Source organism: Streptomyces resistomycificus (assembly GCF_001514265.1).
GTDB classification, from domain to species: domain Bacteria; phylum Actinomycetota; class Actinomycetes; order Streptomycetales; family Streptomycetaceae; genus Streptomyces; species Streptomyces resistomycificus.
Window position 1 is genome coordinate 1 of record NZ_KQ948997.1, and the last position, 16,437, is coordinate 16,437.

Below are 16,437 nucleotides of genomic sequence, written 5' to 3' on the forward strand. Positions count from 1 at the left end.
CCGGCTTCCTGATCACCTTCACCTTCGGTGGTCTGACCGGCGTCATCCTGGCCTCGCCGCCGATGGACTTCCACGTGTCCGACTCGTACTTCGTGGTGGCGCACTTCCACTACGTGGTCTTCGGCACCGTCGTCTTCGCGATGTTCTCCGGCTTCCACTTCTGGTGGCCGAAGATGACCGGCAAGCTGCTCGACGAGCGGCTCGGCAAGATCACCTTCTGGACGCTGTTCATCGGCTTCCACGGCACCTTCCTGGTCCAGCACTGGCTGGGTGCCGAGGGCATGCCCCGCCGGTACGCGGACTACCTCGCGGCCGACGGCTTCACCGCCCTGAACACGATCTCGACGATCAGCTCGTTCCTGCTGGGCCTGTCGATCCTGCCGTTCCTCTACAACGTGTGGAAGACGGCCAAGTACGGCAAGCCGGTCGGCGTCGACGACCCGTGGGGCTACGGCCGCTCGCTGGAGTGGGCCACCTCCTGCCCGCCCCCGCGGCACAACTTCCTCACGCTGCCGCGGATCCGCAGTGAATCCCCGGCGTTCGACCTGCACCACCCGGAGATCGCCGCGCTCGACCAGCTCGAGAACGTCGGTCACGGCGAGAAGGCTCTGGCCGGCAACGGCGGCAAGGAGGCCGGCAAGTGAAGATCCAGGGCAGGATGTTCGTCTGGCTGAGCGTCTTCATCCTCATCATGGCCATCGTCTACGGCGTGTGGTCGAAGGAGCCGGCCGGCACCACGGCCCTCTTCCTGGCCTTCGGTCTGTCCATCATGATCGGCTTCTACCTGGGCTTCACGGCCCGGCGGGTCGACGTGGGCGCCCAGGACGACAAGGAAGCGGACGTCGCGGACGACGCCGGCGAGGTCGGGTTCTTCAGCCCGCACAGCTGGCAGCCTCTCTCCCTCGCGGTCGGCGGCGCGCTCGCCTTCCTGTCGGTCGCGATCGGCTGGTGGCTGATGTACTTCTCGGCGCCGCTGATCCTGATCGGTCTGTGGGGCTGGGTCTTCGAGTACTACCGCGGTGAGAACCGCACCCAGTAGCACGAGCTGAGCTCCAGGGAGCCCGGACACTCCGTCAGGAGAGTCCGGGCTCCTGCTTTTGCCGCAATGTGGGTCCCTCGTACGAGTTACTCAGCGCGCCGCCCTTGACGAAGCTTCCTAGCGTGAAGTCATGACCCACACACCCCGCATCCGTACCGTCGTCAGCTGCACGCTGCTGGTGACCGCCCTGGGCGCGGGCGGCGTCACCGCCTGCGGCAGCGACGGCCACCCGCTGTCCGCCGCGCCCTACGACGCGGCGGACCAGATCTCCTTCAACGGTCCCACCGGCGACGGCAAGAAGGCCGACCCCGACAAGCCCCTGGAAGTCACCGCCGAGGACGACGACGGACGCATCACGGACGTCACTGCGATAGACGCGGCAGGGCGGTACCTGGCGGGCGAACTGTCCGCCGACGGCCGCCGCTGGCACAGCACCGCCCCGCTCGCCGCCAACGCCCACTACACGGTCCGCGTGAGCACCGAGGACGAGGACGGGGCCCCCGGCCGCCGGGTGCTCAGCTTCGACACCAGCAAGCCCCTGAGCAAGAAGCGCCTCACGGCGACGTTCGGGCCCAAGGCGGGCACGTACGGCGTCGGCCAGCCCATCACGGCCGAGCTGAGCCGACCGGTCAAGGACAAGGCCCAGCGGGCCGTCGTGGAGCGCGCCCTCAAGGTCGACTCCGTGCCCGCGGCGGCCGGCGGCGGCTGGCACTGGGTGAACGACAAGGAACTCCACTACCGCCCCAAGGAGTACTGGCCCGCCCACGCCACCATCCAGGTCCGCAGCAACCTGGAGGGCATCAAGATCAGCGACCGCCTCTGGGGCGGCAAGGTGAAGCCCCTGAAGATCACCACGGGTGACCGCGTGATCGCGGTGACCGACGCCTCGTCCCACCAGATGACGGTCTACAAGAACGACGAGGCGATCAAGCAGATCCCCGTCACCACCGGAAAGCCCGGCTTCGAGACCCGCAACGGCGTCAAGGTCGTCCTGGGCAAGGAGTACTTCGTACGGATGCGCGGCACCAGCATCGGCATCGCCGAGGGCTCCGCTGAGTCGTACGACCTCCCGGTCTACTACGCCACCCGCGTCACCTGGAGCGGCGAGTACGTCCACGCCGCCCCCTGGTCGGTGGGCTCACAGGGCTACGCGAACGTCAGCCACGGCTGCACCGGCATGAGCACCGGCAACGCCGAGTGGTTCTTCGAGAACGTCCGCGAGGGCGACCTCGTCCAGGTCGTCAACTCGTTCGGCCACACGATGGAGACGTTCGGCAACGGCTTCGGTGACTGGAACCTCGCCTGGGCGAAATGGCGCAACGGCAGCGCCCTGGTCGCGGGCACCCCGGACGGCCCCGGCCCGGAGGAACAGGCCAGGCTGAGGCCGCAGAGCGTCTGAGAGCGGGCAGGAAGGGGTTCCTAGGCGCTCAGGGCCTTGTTCTCCCGCAACAGGGAGGCGAGCGCCGCCGCGAACTCCACGGGGTCCGCAGGATGCGTCACAGCGGCCTCCGCACGGCTCCAGGTGGCCAGCCAGGCGTCCTGGGGCCGGCCGATGAGCACCAGCACCGGCGGGCAGTTGAAGATCTCGTCCTTGATCTGACGGCAGATCCCCATGCCTCCCATGGGCACGGCCTCGCCGTCCAGGACGCAGACATCGATCCCGCCCTTGTCCAACTCCTTGATCACAGCGGCAGGAGTGGCGCACTCCACGAACTCCACCAACGGCACGTCGGGAGCCGGCCGCCTGCCGGTGGCCAACCGCACCTGCTCGCGGGTGTTGGAGTCGTCGCTGTAGACCAGCACCGTGGCGGTCGGTTGCATGCTTCCTCCGGGACATCAGCGTCGTACAGACAGAACCGATGCGGCGGATGCTACTCCTTCGGCCACCTCGTCAACACCTGTTGGAACACCGCTTCGATGGGCCATCCGGGCAGTACACACGGTATGGACACTCCGAACGGCACCCCCCGGGGTGAGGGCGGGATAAGCGACCGACATAATGTCGGTCGTGGCGACAGCAACGACAGTAGAAACCGGGCACGCGCACCCGTCGGTCAACCGGCCGAACCTCACCAGCGTCGGAACCATCATCTGGCTGAGTTCCGAGCTGATGTTCTTCGCGGCCCTCTTCGCGATGTACTTCACCCTGCGATCGGTGACCGGTCCTGATCACTGGAAGGAAATGGCGCACGCCCTGAACCTTCCGTTCTCGGCGACCAACACCACGATCCTGGTGCTCTCCTCCCTCACCTGCCAGCTCGGCGTGTTCGCCGCCGAGCGCGGGGACGTGAAGAAGCTCAGGATGTGGTTCATCGTCACCTTCATCATGGGTGCGATCTTCATCGGCGGGCAGGTGTACGAGTACACCGAGCTGGTCAAGAAGGACGGGCTCTCGCTCTCCTCCGACCCGTACGGCTCGGTGTTCTACCTGACCACCGGCTTCCACGGCCTGCACGTGACGGGCGGCCTCATCGCCTTCCTGTTCGTCCTCGGCCGCACCTACGCGGCGAAGAGGTTCACCCACGAACAGGCGACCGCGGCCATCGTCGTGTCCTACTACTGGCACTTCGTCGATGTCGTGTGGATCGGCCTCTTCGCCACGATCTACCTGATCAAGTAGCCGGGCCCGCTCCCGCACTTCCCAAGCATCGACGCAGAAGATCCTGACACCGGGGTAATCCGTGAAAAAGCTCTCCGCACGACGACGCCACCCGATGGCGGCGCTCGTCGTCCTACTCCTCGCGCTGGCATGCACCGGGGGGCTGTACACCTTGTTCGCACCCACGGACAAGGCGAAGGCCGACGAAACCGCCCAGTCCCTGGCCATCGACGAGGGCAAGAAGCTCTACGCCGTCGGCTGCGCCAGCTGCCACGGCACCGGTGGTCAGGGAACCACTGACGGTCCGAGCCTCGTCGGCGTGGGCGCCGCGGCCGTCGACTTCCAGGTCGGCACCGGCCGCATGCCGGCCCAGCAGCCGGGCGCGCAGGTCCCGAAGAAGAAGGTCATCTACACGCAGGCCGAGATCGACCAGCTCGCGGCGTACATCGCCTCGCTGGGTGCCGGACCGAACGTCCCGACCGACGCGCAGTACGGCCCCGAGGGTGCCGACATCGCCAAGGGCGGCGAGCTGTTCCGCACCAACTGCGCGCAGTGCCACAACTTCACCGGCAAGGGCGGCGCGCTGACGCACGGCAAGTTCGCGCCCGACCTCGAGGGCGTCAGCCCGAAGCACATCTACGAGGCCATGCAGACCGGCCCGCAGAACATGCCCTCCTTCCCCGACACCACGCTGTCGGAGCAGAACAAGAAGGACATCATCGCGTACCTCGACGCGGTCAACGGCGACGACACCGAGAGCCCCGGTGGTCTCGAGCTGGGCGGACTCGGTCCGGTCAGTGAGGGCCTGTTCGCCTGGATCTTCGGACTCGGCGCGCTGATCGCGGTCGCCGTCTGGGTCGCCGCTCGGACCGCAAAGGCCAAGAAGTCATGAGTAGCCAAGACATTCCAGAAGAGAACCTGCCCGCTGAGCAGGGCCACGCGCACGGTGCGGTAGGCGTCGCGGACGAGAAGAACCCGTTCGCCGACCCCGGTCTGCCGCCTCACGAGCACCGCGTCCAGGACATCGACGAGCGGGCCGCCAAGCGGTCCGAGCGCGCGGTCGCCATGCTGTTCGTACTGTCGATGCTGGCCACCGTGGCCTTCATCGTCGCGTACGTGGCGATCCCGCACGACAAGTCGATCTACGTCTTCCCGATCGGGCACATCAACGCGCTGAACTTCGCGCTGGGCCTGACCCTCGGTACGGCGCTGTTCTCGATCGGCGCGGGCGCGGTCCACTGGGCCCGCACCCTGATGTCGGACGAGGAGATCGCCGACGAGCGTCACGCGATCGAGGCGCCGCCCGAGGTCAAGGCCAAGGTCATGGCCGACTTCAAGCAGGGTGCCAAGGAGTCCGCGCTCGGCCGCCGCAAGCTGATCCGCAACACGATGTTCGGCGCGCTGGCCCTGTTCCCGCTCTCCGGCGTCATGCTGCTGCGCGACCTCGGTCCGCTGCCGGGCACCAAGCTCCGCCACACCCTGTGGTCCAAGGGCAAGCTGCTCGTCAACATGAACACCAACCAGCCGCTGCGTCCCTCGGACGTCGCGGTGGGCTCGCTGACCTTCGCCAAGCCCGAGGGCCTGGAGGAGCACGACCACGAGTTCCAGACCGAGATCGCCAAGGCCGCCCTGATGATCGTCCGCATCCAGCCGGACGACATCAAGGACAAGCGCGAACTCGAGTGGTCGCACGAGGGCATCGTGGCGTACTCGAAGATCTGCACCCACGTCGGTTGCCCGATCTCCCTGTACGAGCAGCAGACGCACCACGTGCTGTGCCCCTGCCACCAGTCCACCTTCGACCTCTCCGACGGTGCCCGGGTGATCTTCGGCCCCGCCGGTCACGCCCTGCCGCAGCTGCGCATCGGCGTGAACGACGAGGGCTACCTCGAGGCGCTCGGCGACTTCGACGAGCCCGTCGGTCCTGCTTTCTGGGAGCGCGGATGAGCACTGAGAGCACCTCCAAGGACTCGCGCTCGCGCGAGAAGGCACCGGCCGGCGAGCGCGTCGCCGACTGGGCCGACGGCCGGCTGGGGATCTACTCCCTGGCCAAGGCCAACATGCGCAAGATCTTCCCCGACCACTGGTCGTTCATGCTGGGTGAGATCTGCCTCTACAGCTTCATCATCATCATCCTCACGGGTGTGTACCTGACGCTGTTCTTCCACCCGTCGATGAACGAGGTGGAGTACCACGGCAGCTACGTCCCGCTGCAGGGTCAGCTGATGTCCGAGGCGTTCAACTCGACCATGCACATCTCCTTCGATGTGCGCGGTGGTCTGCTGATCCGGCAGATCCACCACTGGGCGGCGCTGATCTTCCTCGCCGGCATGTTCGTGCACATGATGCGCGTCTTCTTCACGGGTGCGTTCCGCAAGCCCCGTGAGGTCAACTGGCTGTTCGGCTTCCTGCTGTTCGTCCTGGGCATGTTCACCGGCTTCACCGGCTACTCGCTCCCGGACGACCTGCTCTCCGGCACCGGTGTCCGCTTCATGGAGGGCGCGGTCCTGTCCGTGCCGATCGTCGGCACGTACCTGTCGTTCTTCCTCTTCGGCGGAGAGTTCCCGGGCGGCGACTTCGTGGCCCGCTTCTACTCGATCCACGTCCTGCTGCTGCCGGGCATCATGCTCGGCCTGGTCGTCGGCCACCTGATCCTGGTCTTCTACCACAAGCACACGCAGTTCGCGGGCCCCGGACGCACCAACAAGAACGTCGTCGGCATGCCGCTGCTGCCGGTCTACATGGCCAAGGCCGGAGGCTTCTTCTTCCTGGTCTTCGGTGTCATCGCGGCCATCTCGGCGATCGCCTCGATCAACCCGATCTGGGCCATGGGCCCCTACCGGCCGGACCAGGTGTCCACCGGCGCCCAGCCCGACTGGTACATGGGCTTCTCCGAAGGCCTGATCCGCGTGATGCCGGGCTGGGAGATCAACTTCTGGGGCCACACGCTCGTCCTGGGCGTGTTCATCCCGCTGGTGATCTTCCCGCTGGTCCTGGTCGCTATCGCGGTCTACCCGTTCATCGAGTCCTGGGTCACCGGCGACAAGCGTGAGCACCACATCCTGGACCGCCCGCGCAACGTGCCGACGCGTACGGCCTTCGGTGTCGCGTGGATCACCTGGTACATGGTGCTGCTGATCGGTGGTGGAAACGACCTCTGGGCCACCCACTTCCACCTGTCGATCAACGCCATCACCTGGTTCGTCCGGATCGCGTTCTTCGTCGCCCCGGTCATCGCGTTCATCATCACCAAGCGGATCTGCCTCGGCCTCCAGCGCCGCGACAAGGACAAGGTGCTGCACGGCCGCGAGTCCGGCATCATCAAGCGCCTGCCGCACGGTGAGTTCATCGAGGTCCACGAGCCGCTCAGCCAGGACGCGCTGCACACGCTCACCGCGCACGAGCAGTACAAGCCGGCCGAGATCGGCCCGACGGTCGACGAGAACGGCGTCGAGCGCAAGGTGAAGGGCTCCGAGAAGCTGCGCGCCAAGCTCAGTGAGGCGTACTACGGCGAGGAGTCCCAGATTCCGAAGCCCACCGTCGAGGAGTACAAGGAGATCACGAGCGGCCACGGCCACCACTGATCGCTGCGCTCGCCACGCGCGGTAGAAGGGCCCCGTCCGAACACCGGACGGGGCCCTTTGCCGTCCCCCCGGCTGGATAGGGTGGGACCCCTCGAAACTCGTGTCCCGCTGTACGGGACTGATCCAGGAGCGGCTTATGAGCGCTGTGACCCCCGCAGGAGGCGACACCGCGGCGGACCGTTCCTGGCCCCGGGTACTGAGCACGCTGCTCGGCGGACGGGACCTGAGCGCCGCGGACACGGCGTGGGCGATGAACCGCTTCATGAGCGGCGAGGCCTCGGACGCGCAGATCGCCGGCTTCATGGTGGCGCTGCGAGCCAAGGGGGAGACGGTCGAGGAGGTCACCGGCCTCGTCGAGGCGATGTACGCGCACGCCCAGCCGCTGGACATCCCGGGTCCGGCCGTCGACATCGTCGGTACGGGCGGCGACCTGGCCAAGACGGTCAACATCTCGACGATGTCCGCCATCGTGATCGCCGGCACCGGCGCGAAGGTCGTCAAGCACGGCAACCGGGCCTCCTCCTCGGCGAGCGGGTCGTCCGACGTGCTGGAGAAGCTCGGCATCAACCTCGACCTGTCGCCCGAAGGGGTGGCGCGGGTCGTGGAGGAGGCCGGGATCACCTTCTGCTTCGCCGCCAAGTTCCACCCCTCGATGCGGTTCGTCGGCGGGGTGCGGCGGGACCTGGGCATCCCCACATCGTTCAACCTGCTCGGCCCGCTGACCAACCCCGCCAAGGTGACCGCCTCGGCGGTCGGCTGCTTCGACACCCGGATGGCGGGACTGATCGCCGGTGTACTGGCCGAGCGCGGCTCGTCGGCGCTGGTGTTCCGCGGTGACGACGGCCTGGACGAGCTGACCACCACGGCCACCTCCCGGGTGTGGGTCGTCCGCGACGGCAAGGTCACCGAGGAGACCTTCGACCCGCGGCACGTCGGCCTCGAACTGGTCCCGGTGGAGGCCCTGCGGGGAGCGGACTCCTCGTACAACGCCGAGGTCGCCCGGCGCCTGCTGGACGGCGAGAAGGGCCCGGTGCGCGACGCCGTCCTGCTGAACTCGGCGGCGGCGCTGGTGGCGCTCGAGCCGACCGGGGCGCCGCTGGCCGAGCAGATCGCCGCCGGGATGGCCAAGGCGGCGGAGTCGGTCGACTCCGGGGCGGCCAAGCGGACGCTGGAGCGCTGGGTGGCGGCCAGTAACGCGTAGCGCGACCGGTCGGGTGGTCCCGCGATCCGGACACGGGTTGCGGGACCACGATCATCTCGCGTAGTTTTTCGGACCAGGTCATGAGTGACAGTCATGAGGCCCCGGCCGACTGTCCGGCAACCCTCCGTCCGTGGCGGGGTGCCCCGGGTGAAGACCAGGTCGTGGGCACAAAGGCCTGCGGCAAGCGCGGACCCCTCGCACACCAGGGGTCCTGGTCGTCGAGGAGCCTTCCGTGAGCAAGCGAATGCGATAGGGCGTAGAGCCCCGCCTCCGCATACCCCTTTCACCTTCCTCCGTGCTGGAGCCGTACGCGCTCGCACGGTGATTCCCCCTGCCTCTCACGGGAGTTCGCCATGTCTGTCTCCACCGTTGCCGCCGCCCGGTCCGCCTGCCGTGACACCTCGGCGTCGCTGCCCGTTCTGGGCCGGGACGTCACCGTGCCGCTCGTCACCGGCGGCGAGGTCACCTACGCCGCGCTCGACTACGCCGCCAGCGCACCGGCGCTCCAGCGGGTCTGGGACGACGTGGCGGCGTACGCGCCCTACTACGGCAGCGTGCACCGCGGTGCCGGCTACCTCTCCCAGCTTTCCACCGACCTCTTCGAGAACGCCCGCGGGACGGTCGCCGGGTTCCTGGACTGCCGCGAGGACGACCAGGTGGTCTTCACCCGGTCCACCACCGACTCGCTCAACCTCCTCGCCACCGCGCTGCCCGCCGACTGCCAGGTCTTCGTCTTCGAGACCGAGCACCACGCCTCGCTGCTGCCCTGGAAGGACGCCCGGGTCACCTACCTCGACGCCCCGCGCACCCCCCGGCAGGCGGTCGCGACCCTGGAGCGCGCCCTCGCCGACCGCGACCCGCACGGCCCCGCCCTGGTCTGCGTGACCGGCGCCTCCAACGTCACCGGCGAGCTGTGGCCGGTCCGTGAACTGGCCGCGGCCGCGCACGCCCACGGCGCCCGCATCGTCCTGGACGCCGCCCAGCTGGCCCCGCACCACCCGGTGTCGGTGCGCGACCTCGACGTCGACTGGGTGGCCTTCTCCGGGCACAAGCTGTACGCGCCCTTCGGCTCCGGTGTGCTGGCCGGCCGGGCCGACTGGCTGCGCGCGGCCGAGCCGTACCTCGCGGGCGGTGGCGCCAGCCGCAAGGTCACCCGGCGCGAGGACGGGGGAGTGGACGTGGAGTGGCACGACAGCGTCGCCCGTCACGAGGCCGGCTCGCCCAACGTCATCGGCGTCCACTCCATCGCCTCCGCCTGCAGGGCGCTGACCGAGGCCGGGTTCGACCGGCTGGTCGCCCGGGAGCAGTACCTGATCGCCAAGGTCCGCGAGGGTCTCGCGGAGGTGCCGGCGGTCCGGGTCCTGTCCCTCTTCGGTGACGACGCCCCGCGCGTCGGTGTCATCTCCTTCGTCGTCGAGGGCTGGAACAGCTCCCACTTCGCCGCCGCGCTCTCCGCCGAGTACGGCATCGGCGTCCGCGACGGTCTCTTCTGCGCCCACCCGCTGGTCCGCACGCTGCTCGGCAGCGACCCGCAGAGCCAGGGCGAGTGCGGAGCCCCCGAGGCCGCGCCCGGCGAGAAGTCCCTCAACGCGATCCGGGTGAGCTTCGGCGCGGGCACACCCGACGAGCACGTGGAGCGGTTCGTGAACGCCGTGAAGGACCTCGTCCGGGACGGGGCGAAGTGGAACTACCGCACCGAGGACGGGCGTTGCGTGCCCGACACCTCCGCGTGAAGTGTGCGGGTCACCGGTAGCCGGGCGCCCAGCAGGATCATCCGCAGGGCGCGCTCGGTGGCGTCGGTGAGCAGCTCCGAAGCCCGGACCAGCGCCTCGGCCAGAGCCATCGGCGCCGGCAGGATCCCGCTGTAGGCGTCCACGCCCGGCACCGTGTGCGCGCCCTCGCCGAGGGTGCCGGCCAGCGCGAGCACCGGCCGGCCGTGCAGCTTGGCCCGCCGGGCCACCTCGGCCGGGACCTTCCCCCGGGCCGTCTGGTGGTCCAGGGCGCCCTCGGCGGTGACGACCAGGTCGGCGCGGGCCAGCCGGGCGTCCAGGTCGAGGTGGTCCAGCAGCACGTCGAAGCGGGGGAGGAGGCGGGCGCCGAGGGCGGCGAGGCCGGCGCCCAGACCACCGGACGCGCCGGTGCCGGGGCCGTGGCGCAGATCGACGCCCGGGCGGCCGACATCGCGGGTGAGCACGTGGGCCCAGTGTTCGAGTGCCGTCGACAGCTCCTCGACCTGCGCGGGCGTGGCCCCCTTCTGCGGACCGAAGACCCGTGCCACGCCCCGCTCCCCGCACAGCACGTTGTAGGGATTGCAGGCGACGAGGAGTTCCACCCGGCGCAGCCGGGCGTCCAGGCCGGACGGGTCGATGCGCGTCAGCCGGATCAACTCCCGCCCTCCCTGCGGTAGTTCGAAGCCGTCGGCGTCCAGCAGCCTGGCCCCGAGCGCCTGAAGGGCGCCCGCGCCCCCGTCGGAGGTGCCCGAGTCGCCGCAGCCGACCAGGATCCGCCGGGCGCCGGTGTCGAGGGCCGCGCGGATGAGCTCGCCGACGCCGTACGTCGTGGTGGCACCCGGGTCGCGCAGGGCGCGCGGTACGAGGGAGAGACCGGCGACCGCGGCCATCTCCACGACCGCCGTGTCCCGGGAGCCCAGCAGGGCGAAGTGGGTGCCGACCCGCTCGCCGACCGGCCCGGTGGCGGGCAGCGCCACCAGCCGGCCGCCGGTCGCGGCGGCCAGGGTGACGGCCGTGCCCTCGCCGCCGTCCACCAGGGGGATCAGGTCGACAGCGGTGGCCGGCAGGACCCGGCGGACGCCGTCCGCGATGGCGTCGGCGGCGGCCTGCGCGGACAGGGACTCCTTGAAGCCGCTGGGGGCTACGACGACTCGGCTCAGCATGGCGGACCAGCTCCTATCGGACGACGGGTACGCCGAGCAGCGGCCACACCGCGACGGCGAACAGCAGGACGAGCGCCGCGGTCAGGGGCGCCAGGACGGCGGACAGGCGCAGCAGGTCGCGGGGGGTGTAGGTGGGTGTGCCGGGGATCTCCGCGAAGAGCGTGACCGGCTTGGCAGAGGCCGGCAGCGTGTGGCAGAACCCCGCAGCGGCGGTGGACGCGAGTGCCGCCGCCACCGGGTTCACCCCCGCCCCGACGGCCGCCGCGACGACCAGCGGGACGAGTACGGAGGAGCGGGCCGAGCGTGACTGGAGTATCAGGTGCGCGGCCGTGCTGACCGCGATCACCACCGCCAGGAAGACGGTCGGGGTGACGCCCGCGGGCAGTCCCGACACCAGCCACCTCGCGGCGCCCGAGTCGGCGAGCGCGACGCCCATCGCCATGGTCGCCGCCATGAACAGCAGCAGCGACCAGGGCACGGTCTTCAGCGCGTCCTTCAGGCCCACGGTGCCCAGCGCGGGCGAGGCGGCCACGACCGCGCCGATCAGCGCGACGACCGCGGGCGGCACCCGGTGCAGGGGCTCGCTGCACCACAGCAGCACGACCGTGCCCAGGAGCAGGGCGCAGCGCGTCTCGGCCTGGGTCCAGGGGCCGCTGACCGGGGTGGCGGTGTGCCGCTGGATCTCCTCGGCGGTGATGTGCACCGGGCCCGCGCGGTCCGCGCGCCGGGTGGTCGTCAGCAGGACGGCCTCGGCGGCCAGGTGGGAGGAGGTGACGGCCAGCGGCAGTCCCAGCAGCAGCCACTCGGTGAACCCGATCCGCTCGCCGGCCGTCTCCCACAGCACCGACACGGTGATCAGGTGCGCGCCCGCCCCGATCAAGGTCGCCACCGCGGACAGCAGGATCACGGTCGGGAAGAGCAGCGCCAGCATCACGACCAGTCGTCTCCGGTCGGCGAGCGCCTTGGCCAGGGCCAGGAACACCGGCAGCGCGAGCGCGGCCCGGCCGGAGGTCGCAGGTACCGCGAACGCCGTGACGACCAGGGCGGCCGTCGTCAGGTGCACCAGCTGCCGTACCGTGCGCGCCCCGCCCACCAGGAACGCCGCCGCCCGTCCGGCGAGCCCGGTCCGCGCCACCGCCGCCGCCAGCACGAAGGCGCAGATCAGCAGCCACACCGTCGAGTCGCCGAGGGTGCCGAAGAGGGTGTCGCTGCTGATCACCCCGGTCACGGTGAGGGCGAGTCCGGCGCCCAGCGCGATGTACGTGTCGTCGATCGGAGTGCCGATCCAGGCGCAGGTCGCCAGGACGAACACCGCGAGGGTGAGACGGGCGTCCCCGCCGAGGCCCGGGAGGTTGCCGGGGACGGCGAGCAGCGCGCACAGGGACAGCGCCACGCACAGGGCCGCCGTCAGCCGGAGGTTCAGGGTCACGTCATCGAGACTCCACGCCGGCCGTGAGCACCCGATGAGCCGCACATGAAGGGAACTTCACGCGTGCGCCCTCACCCGCCCGGCAGCCGGTACCCCATCCCGCGCACCGTCTCCACCCGCTCGGACCCGAGCTTCCTGCGCAGCGCCCGGACGTACACGTCCACGATGTTGGAGCCCGGGTCGAAGTCGTAGCCCCACACGTGCGACAGGATCTGCTCGCGGGACAGCACCTGGCCGGGATGGCGCAGGAACAGCTCCAGCAGCACGAACTCGCGTGCGGTGAGGTCCACGGTCCGTTCCCCGGCCCGGGCCCGCCGTGTCCGCAGGTCCAGGCTGAGCGCGCCCGACCGCAGCACCGTCACCTCCGGCGCGCGGGCCGCCGTACGCAGTCGCAGGCGGACCCGGGCGAGCAGTTCCTCGAATCGGAACGGCTTGGTCATCCAGTCGTCGGCGCCACCCTCCAGACCGGCCACCGTGTCCCGTACCGAGTCCCGCGCGGTCAGCACGATCACCGGGACCGTCACCCGGGCCTCGCGCAGGGCGCGCAGGACCGTGAAGCCGTCGCGGCCGGGCAGGCCGATGTCGAGGACGACGAGGTCGAAGCCGCCGGTGAGGGCGTACTCGTAGGCCGAGTCGCCGTCGCCGACGGCTGTCGTGGTGAATCCGTTGGCCCGCAGGCCCTTCTCCACGAAGGAGGCGATGCGTTCCTCGTCCTCGACGATGAGGATGCGGTTCATGGACGTACCTCTTCAAAGGTGAGTACGAAGGTGGCGCCGCCGCCCTCGGTGTCGTGCAGGCGGATGTGGCCGTCGTGCGCCTCCGCGATCGCCCGCACGATCGACAGGCCGAGCCCCGCCCCCGTACCGCGGGCGCCGCGCCGGGCGGTGCCGCGCCGGAAGCGTTCGAAGATGACCTCGGTGTCCTGCGGCTGGACGCCGGGTCCGGAGTCGGCGACGTACAGCTCGATCCGCGTCCCTTCGGTACGGGAGCCGATGCGCACGCTCTGGCCGGGCGTGGTGTGCTGCACGGCGTTCTGCGCCAGCTGCACCATCGCCTGGGTGATCCGCTGGGAGTCCAACTCGACTTGTCGGTCGGCGACTTCGGCGAGCCGCCAGTCGCGGTCGCCGAGGGTGCGGGCCTTGACGAAGACGTCGGCGGTGAGTTCGGCGAGCTGGACCGGTTGCGGGGTGACGAAGTCGGGGCGCTCGGCCTTGGCGAGCAGCAGCAGGTCCTCCACGATGCGGCTCATCCGGTCCAGTTCGTCGGTGACGAGGCGGACGGTCTCCTCGCGTTCGGCGGGATCGTCGCCCATCAGTTCCAGATGGCCGCGCACGATGGTGATCGGGGTGCGCAGTTCGTGCCCCGCGTCGTCGACGAACTCCCGCTGGGCGGCGAAGGCGCGCTCCAGCCGGTCGAGCATGGCGTTGAAGGTCTCGGCGAGGGCCGCGATGTCGTCGTGGCCGTGCACCGGGATACGGCGGGTGAGGTCCTGCTCGGTGAGCTGCGCGGCGGCGGTCCGCACCAGCCGTACGGGCTCCAGGATCCGGCCGGCGACCACCCAGCCGATGCCGGTCGTCAGCAGCAGGGCGACCCCGGAGATGGCGAGCAGGATGCGGAACACCTCGTCGGCGCGGGCCTGTTCGCGCTCCGGGTGGAAGGCGACGACGAACGCGGCGTCCGGTTCGCTGCCGTGCCGGGCGACGGCGACCTTGGCCCAGCGCAGTTCACCCGACGGCCGGTCGAGGGTGCCGGTGGAGCCGGGGGAGGAGAAGATGCGGCGCCGGGCGTCGGCGTCCTGGTGCAGCGGCACCGAGACCGCGATGTCCCGCGGCTGGATGATCTGCGCCGGGCCGCGGTCCACCCGGCCGACCAGGCCGATCAGCTCCTCGTCGGGGTCGGCGTACTGCCGTTCCAGGAAGACCCTGAGCAGCCGGGCCGGATCGGTGAAGGGGCGGCCCGTGACCGGGTCCACGCCCCGTTCCTCGAAGTTGGTGAACTCACCGGCCTCCTGGGCCAGCAGGCCGCCGATCCGGTGGTCGGCGTCCCGCAGCAGGATCGAGCGGGTGGTGGTGGCCACCGAGGCGAGCGCGACCGCCATCACGAACAGCAGCCACAGCAGGATGCGGACCCGGGCGGTGACCCGGCGGCGCGGGCCGTCAGCCGTCACCGGGTCCGTCGTCACCGGGCCCGTCATCGCCGGGTCCGTCGTCACGGGAACCGTCGTCCTGGCCGTCCTGTCCCCGATCGTCGTCATCGTCGTCCCCCGCCGGGCTGTCGGTCACCTCCGGCCGGTTCACCACCTCGTCGCTCGGCGTGGGACCGGGCCGGGTCGGCGTGGCCGTGGGGGCGCCGCTGTCCAGCTCCACCTTGGCGGGGACCTTCGGGGACTCGGGGCTGTCGGCGAGGGCGAAACTGGTCGCGGCGATACCCAGCGGGATCACCACGACGGCGGCGAGGGCCGCCAGCCGGCGGGAGAAGACCATGGGCCGATCCTGCGGGGGCCTCCCGGTGGCGCGGATGAGCCCAGGATGAAGAACTCCTCATCCTGGGCCGCGCGCGATCCTCAGCTGTCGAGACCGATCGCGAAGGCCGCCTCGAGGTCGTGCTGCGAGTACGTCCTGAACGCCACGTGCGTGTCCGTCCCCTCCACGCCGGGGATCTTGCTGATGCTGCCCGGGATGACCTCCGCGAGATCCTCGTGCTGCTTCACCCGCACCATGGCGATGAGGTCGTACGTCCCGGTGACGGAGAAGACCTCGCTCACGCTCTCCAGCGCGGCGATCCGCTCCGCGATCTCGGGGATCCGGTCCACGCTGGTCTTGATGAGGACGATCGCGGTGATCACGGCTGGTTCTCTCCCTCGGGGGACGGAGCTGGGGCGGCCCTCACTTTAGTCCCACGCCCGAACCGGGCCCAGGCGAAGGCGAGGCCCAGGCCGAACCCCACCAGGTGGGCCAGGTAGGCCACCCCCGGGCCCTGGCCGGCCTGGCCGGCCGCCAGCCACTGCAGGGCCGCCCAGAAGGGGAGGACGACCCAGGCGGGGAAGCGCAGGGGGAGGAAGAAGAGGAACGGCAGGAGACTGGTGACCCGGGCGCCGGGGAACAGGTACAGGAACGCCCCGAGGACGGCCGAGATCGCCCCGGACGCGCCGACCAGGGACTGCTCGGAGCCCGCGTTGGCGGCCGCGTAGCCCAGCAGGGCCAGGTAGCCGCAGCCCAGGTAGAAGAGGGTGAACTGGACGCGGCCCATCCGTTCCTCGGTCAGTACGCCGAAGACGTAGAGGAAGAGCATGTTGCCCAGCAGGTGGACCCAGCTGCCGTGGACGAAGAGGGCGGTCGCGGGGGTGAGCGCGGCCCGCGCCGAGCCCTCGAACAGTTCGGCGGGGACCACCCCCCAACGGTGGAAATAGGCCCGTTGCGCGGCGAGCAGCGCGTCCTGCGCGCCGTACGCCGGGTTGAGCCCCGACGACGGGCTGACGAGGAAGAGGAGACAGCAGGCGGTGATCAGCCCGTACGTCACCGGCGCCGTCGGCCGCCGGACCGCCCCGACCGCCCTGCCGACCGTCCCGCTCCAGTTGCCGATCATGAACACAGAGCATGACGTAAGGGGACCGAACGTCACAGACCGCCTCGCCGCCGTGGACGACGGAGCGGCGAGTCCCCGCCAGGCCGTAGGGTAACGAGCCACACGCA

The 16,437-nt window shown here is 70.2% G+C and carries 17 protein-coding genes and 1 riboswitch; of the genes, 9 read left to right on the plus strand and 8 right to left on the minus strand.

All coding sequences use genetic code 11. The features are described from left to right. The 3 genes from AQJ84_RS27585 to AQJ84_RS27595 all read left to right on the plus strand — a co-directional run. On the plus strand, positions 1-644 hold a 644-nt coding region (locus AQJ84_RS27585; RefSeq protein ID WP_211276882.1), incomplete at its 5' end, for a cytochrome c oxidase subunit I. Beyond that, on the plus strand, positions 641-1,039 hold the full coding sequence (locus AQJ84_RS27590; RefSeq protein ID WP_030039311.1) for a cytochrome c oxidase subunit 4: 399 nt from the start codon (positions 641-643) through the stop codon (positions 1,037-1,039). The genes AQJ84_RS27585 and AQJ84_RS27590, both read left to right, overlap by 4 nt. Positions 1,040-1,169: 130 nt before the next feature. Continuing rightward, on the plus strand, positions 1,170-2,438 hold the full coding sequence (locus AQJ84_RS27595; protein ID WP_053192456.1) for a L,D-transpeptidase: 1,269 nt from the start codon (positions 1,170-1,172) through the stop codon (positions 2,436-2,438). Between the two features lie 20 nt (positions 2,439-2,458). On the opposite strand, the gene AQJ84_RS27600 is transcribed toward AQJ84_RS27595, so the two are convergent. Further along, on the minus strand, positions 2,459-2,860 hold the full coding sequence (locus AQJ84_RS27600) for a response regulator (RefSeq protein WP_030039313.1): 402 nt from the start codon (positions 2,858-2,860) through the stop codon (positions 2,459-2,461). 178 nt (positions 2,861-3,038) lie between these two features. On the opposite strand from AQJ84_RS27600, the gene ctaE reads away from it, so the two are divergent. The 6 genes from ctaE to AQJ84_RS27630 all read left to right on the plus strand — a co-directional run bounded on the left by ctaE (position 3,039) and on the right by AQJ84_RS27630 (position 10,156). After that, positions 3,039-3,659, plus strand: coding sequence for an aa3-type cytochrome oxidase subunit III (gene ctaE, locus AQJ84_RS27605; RefSeq protein ID WP_030039314.1), 621 nt, complete (start codon positions 3,039-3,041; stop codon positions 3,657-3,659). Positions 3,660-3,720: 61 nt separating this feature from the next. Next, a complete protein-coding gene (qcrC, locus tag AQJ84_RS27610) occupies positions 3,721-4,530 on the plus strand; it encodes a cytochrome bc1 complex diheme cytochrome c subunit (protein ID WP_030039315.1) in 810 nt (269 codons plus the stop codon). Further along, positions 4,527-5,585 (plus strand): cytochrome bc1 complex Rieske iron-sulfur subunit, encoded by a 1,059-nt coding sequence (qcrA, locus tag AQJ84_RS27615; protein ID WP_030039316.1) that lies wholly within the window; start codon positions 4,527-4,529, stop codon positions 5,583-5,585. Before qcrC ends, qcrA begins: the two co-directional genes overlap by 4 nt. Further along, a complete protein-coding gene (qcrB, locus tag AQJ84_RS27620; RefSeq protein ID WP_030039317.1) occupies positions 5,582-7,222 on the plus strand; it encodes a cytochrome bc1 complex cytochrome b subunit in 1,641 nt (546 codons plus the stop codon). Before qcrA ends, qcrB begins: the two co-directional genes overlap by 4 nt. 136 nt (positions 7,223-7,358) lie before the next feature. Continuing rightward, positions 7,359-8,423 (plus strand): anthranilate phosphoribosyltransferase, encoded by a 1,065-nt coding sequence (trpD, locus tag AQJ84_RS27625; protein ID WP_053192458.1) that lies wholly within the window; start codon positions 7,359-7,361, stop codon positions 8,421-8,423. 76 nt (positions 8,424-8,499) lie between these two features. Continuing rightward, positions 8,500-8,616: riboswitch (SAM riboswitch) on the plus strand. Positions 8,617-8,776: 160 nt separating this feature from the next. Then, positions 8,777-10,156 carry an aminotransferase class V-fold PLP-dependent enzyme gene (locus tag AQJ84_RS27630; protein WP_030039320.1) on the plus strand — a complete coding sequence of 460 codons (1,380 nt, stop codon included), beginning with the start codon at positions 8,777-8,779 and terminating at the stop codon, positions 10,154-10,156. On the opposite strand, the gene AQJ84_RS27635 is transcribed toward AQJ84_RS27630, so the two are convergent. The 7 genes from AQJ84_RS27635 to AQJ84_RS27665 form a co-directional block, all read right to left on the minus strand. Continuing rightward, positions 10,111-11,316 (minus strand): glycerate kinase, encoded by a 1,206-nt coding sequence (locus AQJ84_RS27635; RefSeq protein ID WP_053192460.1) that lies wholly within the window; start codon positions 11,314-11,316, stop codon positions 10,111-10,113. The genes AQJ84_RS27630 and AQJ84_RS27635 overlap by 46 nt on opposite strands. A 13-nt stretch (positions 11,317-11,329) precedes the next feature. Further along, the gene (locus AQJ84_RS27640; RefSeq protein ID WP_053192462.1) at positions 11,330-12,745 is read right to left on the minus strand and encodes an SLC13 family permease; all 1,416 of its coding nucleotides are present in this window, start codon (positions 12,743-12,745) and stop codon (positions 11,330-11,332) included. A gap of 71 nt (positions 12,746-12,816) precedes the next feature. Further along, a complete protein-coding gene (locus AQJ84_RS27645) occupies positions 12,817-13,482 on the minus strand; it encodes a response regulator transcription factor (RefSeq protein WP_030039324.1) in 666 nt (221 codons plus the stop codon). Next, complete coding sequence (locus AQJ84_RS27650; protein ID WP_198536372.1) at positions 13,479-14,939, minus strand: sensor histidine kinase; 1,461 nt, start codon at positions 14,937-14,939, stop codon at positions 13,479-13,481. Before AQJ84_RS27650 ends, AQJ84_RS27645 begins: the two co-directional genes overlap by 4 nt. Then, positions 14,902-15,228 carry a hypothetical protein gene (locus AQJ84_RS27655; protein ID WP_030039326.1) on the minus strand — a complete coding sequence of 109 codons (327 nt, stop codon included), beginning with the start codon at positions 15,226-15,228 and terminating at the stop codon, positions 14,902-14,904. Before AQJ84_RS27655 ends, AQJ84_RS27650 begins: the two co-directional genes overlap by 38 nt. A gap of 80 nt (positions 15,229-15,308) precedes the next feature. After that, a complete protein-coding gene (locus tag AQJ84_RS27660) occupies positions 15,309-15,590 on the minus strand; it encodes an Lrp/AsnC family transcriptional regulator (protein ID WP_020115829.1) in 282 nt (93 codons plus the stop codon). After that, on the minus strand, positions 15,587-16,330 hold the full coding sequence (locus tag AQJ84_RS27665; RefSeq protein ID WP_030039327.1) for a rhomboid family intramembrane serine protease: 744 nt from the start codon (positions 16,328-16,330) through the stop codon (positions 15,587-15,589). Before AQJ84_RS27665 ends, AQJ84_RS27660 begins: the two co-directional genes overlap by 4 nt. Between the last annotated feature and the right edge of the window lie 107 nt (positions 16,331-16,437).